We start from the raw sequence: 3,231 nt of genomic DNA, 5'->3' as shown, positions 1-3,231 counted from the left end.
AGCTGGGCATCGACCCGAAGAAGTCCGACCAGGTCGTTCGCGGCGCGGTCGTGATGCCCAACGGCACCGGCAAGACCAAGCGCGTCGCCGTGTTCGCCCAGGGCGCCAAGGCTGAAGAAGCCAAGGCTGCCGGCGCCGATATCGTCGGCATGGACGACCTGGCTGCCCGCGTCAAGGCTGGCGACATGCCCTTCGACGTGGTCATCGCCGCGCCGGACGCCATGCGCGTGGTCGGCACGCTGGGCCAGATCCTGGGTCCGCGCGGCCTGATGCCCAACCCGAAGGTCGGCACCGTGACCCCGGACGTCGCCACGGCGGTTCGCAACGCCAAGGCCGGCCAGGTCCAGTTCCGTGCTGACAAGGCCGGCATCATCCACGGCACCATCGGCCGTCGCTCGTTCGACGACGACAAGCTGCAGGGAAACCTGGTGGCGCTGATCGAGGCTCTGACCAAGGCCAAGCCGGCGTCCAGCAAGGGCGTCTACCTGCGCAAGGTGGCGGTGTCCTCGACGATGGGCCTGGGCGTCCGCGTCGACCTGCAGACGCTGAACCCGACGTAAGTCGGGCCAGGTGCCGGACCAAGAGCGCGTAGCGCATTGCTCGGGCACCTCTGATTGAGGCCGGTTTCGGAAGAAACCGGCCGGAGTGGTGGGCCGCCGGGAAACCGGTGGGCCATCCAAGACCGTTGGCGCGGGGCAACCCGCTTAATCGTCGCAAGACAGCCAACGCAGATGGCGATCCCGCTGCTGGAAGATATCGAGAGATTTCCGAAAGACAGTTGGTCGCTGAAGACAGGCCGCGCCTCGAAGCATTCGCTGAGGGGCGCATTGAAGGAGTAGACCTTGAGTTTGAATCGCAGTGAGAAGGAAACGGTCGTCGCCGATGTGACCGCCCTCGCCGCAAAGGCTCAAACGCTGGTGATGGCGGAATACCGCGGCATCACGGTCGCCGACATGACGAAACTGCGCACCACCGCGCGCAACGCTGGCGTCAGCCTGAGTGTTCTGAAGAACACCCTGGCTCGCCGCGCTGTCGCGGGCACGCAGTTCGAAGTCGTCGGTGACCAGATGACCGGTCCGCTGATCTACGGCTTCTCCGTGGACGCTGTGGCCGCCGCCAAGGTGGTGGCCGACTTCGCGAAGACCAACGACAAGATGGTCATTCGCGGGGGCGCGTTCGCGGGCAAAGCCCTGGACGTCAACGGCGTGAAGCAACTGGCAGCCATTCCCACCAAGGAAGTGCTGCTGGCCCAGCTTTGCGGTCTTCTGATGTCGCCGATCTCCCGCACCGCCGTGGTGCTGGGCGCGCTGGCGAAGCAGAAGGAAGAGCCCGTGCAACAGGAAGAGGCGGTGGCTGCCTGACCAGGCAGTCATTAACCCCTCGCCGACCAACTTATTTCAGGAACTAGATAATGGCATTCGATAAAGACAGCTTTCTGACGGCTCTGGACAGCATGACCGTCATGGAACTCAACGACCTGGTGAAAGCCATCGAAGAGAAGTTCGGCGTGAGCGCCGCTGCGATGTCGGCCCCGGCCGGCGCTGGTGGCGCTGCCGCCGCGGTGGTCGAAGAGAAGACCGAGTTCACCGTGCAGCTGATGGAAGCCGGCGCCCAAAAGGTGCAGGTCATCAAGGCCGTGCGCGAAATCACCGGCCTGGGCCTCAAGGAAGCCAAGGACCTGGTCGACGGCGCCCCCAAGGCTGTCAAGGAAGGCCTGAACAAGGCTGATGCCGACGCCGCCAAGAAGAAGCTGGAAGACGCCGGCGCCAAGGTCGAACTGAAGTAACTCGATCCCGCGCCGAGGCTGGAGTGTCCGCAAGGGCCTCCAGCCTTTGCCGCTTGTAGAGGACAGCAGCAAGCAGGCCAATTTCGGCTGCTTGCTAGTGTCTTCTGACCCGACTGCAGAAGATCGCTTGGTTCGGGCCCCGTGCAACGCGAGGCCGTCCGCCAAGGTTGGTAGTGGCCAACCCACCAAGATGCCCCCGCCCAGGGCGCGACAGTTGCGAGCTATTAGCCCGGAGATCTCATGGCCTATTCTTACACCGAACGCAAGCGCATCCGCAAGAGCTTCGGCAAGCGTGACAGCGTGCTGGAAGTGCCGTACCTGCTGCAGATGCAGAAGGACGCCTACACCGCTTTCCTGCAAGCCGACCTTGCCCCCCAGAAGCGCACCATCGAGGGCCTGCAGGCCGCGTTCGACTCCGCGTTCCCCATCGTCTCGCACAACGGGTTTGTGGAGATGAAGTTCATCGAATACAACCTGGCCAAGCCGGCGTTCGACGTGCGCGAATGCCAGACCCGCGGCCTGACGTACGCCTCGGCCGTGCGCGCCCGCGTGCAGCTGATCATCTATGACCGCGAGTCCTCCACGTCGCAGTCGAAGGTGGTCAAGGAAGTCAAGGAGCAAGAGGTCTACATGGGCGAAGTTCCGCTCATGACCGACAAGGGCTCCTTCATCATCAACGGCACCGAGCGTGTCATCGTCTCGCAGCTGCACCGCTCGCCAGGCGTGTTCTTCGAGCACGACAAGGGCAAGACCCACAGCTCGGGCAAGCTGCTGTTCTCGGCACGGATCATCCCGTACCGCGGCTCCTGGCTCGACTTCGAGTTCGACCCGAAGGACGTGCTGTACTTCCGCGTCGACCGCCGCCGCAAGATGCCCGTCACGATCCTGCTCAAGGCGATCGGCCTGACACCGGAAACCATCCTGGCGAACTTTTTCGTCAACGACAATTTCCGGCTGATGGACACCGGAGCCCAGCTGGAGTTCGTCGCCGAGCGCCTGCGCGGCGAAGTGGCCCGCTTCGACATCACGGACAAGTCCGGCACGGTCGTGATCCCGAAGGACAAGCGCGTCACGGTGCGCCACACGCGCGAGCTGGAGCAGTCGGGCACCACCCACATCTCGGTGCCGGAAGACTTCCTGGTCGGCCGCGTCGTCGCCCGCAACATCATCGACCCGGAAACGGGCGAGATCATCGCCAAGGCCAACGACGAAGTGACGGAACTGCTGCTCAAGAAGCTGCGCACCTCCGGCATCCAGGAAATCCAGTGCATCTACACCAACGAGCTGGACCAGGGCCCGTACATGTCGCAGACCCTGCGCGTGGACGAGACCGTGGACGAGTTCGCCGCCCGTGTCGCCATCTACCGCATGATGCGCCCCGGCGAGCCGCCGACCGAGGACGCGGTGCAGGCCCTGTTCCAGCGCCTGTTCTACAACCCGGACAC

3 protein-coding genes and 1 pseudogene are annotated in these 3,231 nt (G+C 64.1%); all 4 read left to right on the top strand.

What is annotated here, in order from left to right:
- Positions 1 to 560, top strand: a 560-nt coding sequence (rplA, locus tag JWP65_RS00075) for a 50S ribosomal protein L1 (protein ID WP_299759162.1), incomplete at its 5' end; no start/stop codon positions are given.
- 282 nt (positions 561 to 842) lie between these two features.
- On the top strand, positions 843 to 1,361 hold the full coding sequence (gene rplJ, locus JWP65_RS00070; RefSeq protein WP_299759160.1) for a 50S ribosomal protein L10: 519 nt from the start codon (positions 843 to 845) through the stop codon (positions 1,359 to 1,361).
- A gap of 50 nt (positions 1,362 to 1,411) precedes the next feature.
- Positions 1,412 to 1,786, top strand: a complete 375-nt coding sequence (rplL, locus tag JWP65_RS00065; protein ID WP_299759158.1) for a 50S ribosomal protein L7/L12 — start codon at positions 1,412 to 1,414, stop codon at positions 1,784 to 1,786.
- A gap of 240 nt (positions 1,787 to 2,026) precedes the next feature.
- Positions 2,027 to 3,231: pseudogene (gene rpoB / locus JWP65_RS00060) on the top strand (DNA-directed RNA polymerase subunit beta); the annotation flags it as partial.

The organism is Ramlibacter sp. (assembly GCF_028292805.1).
Taxonomy (GTDB): Bacteria; Pseudomonadota; Gammaproteobacteria; order Burkholderiales; family Burkholderiaceae_C; genus Ramlibacter.
This window is presented reverse-complemented; position numbering and strand designations above follow the sequence as displayed.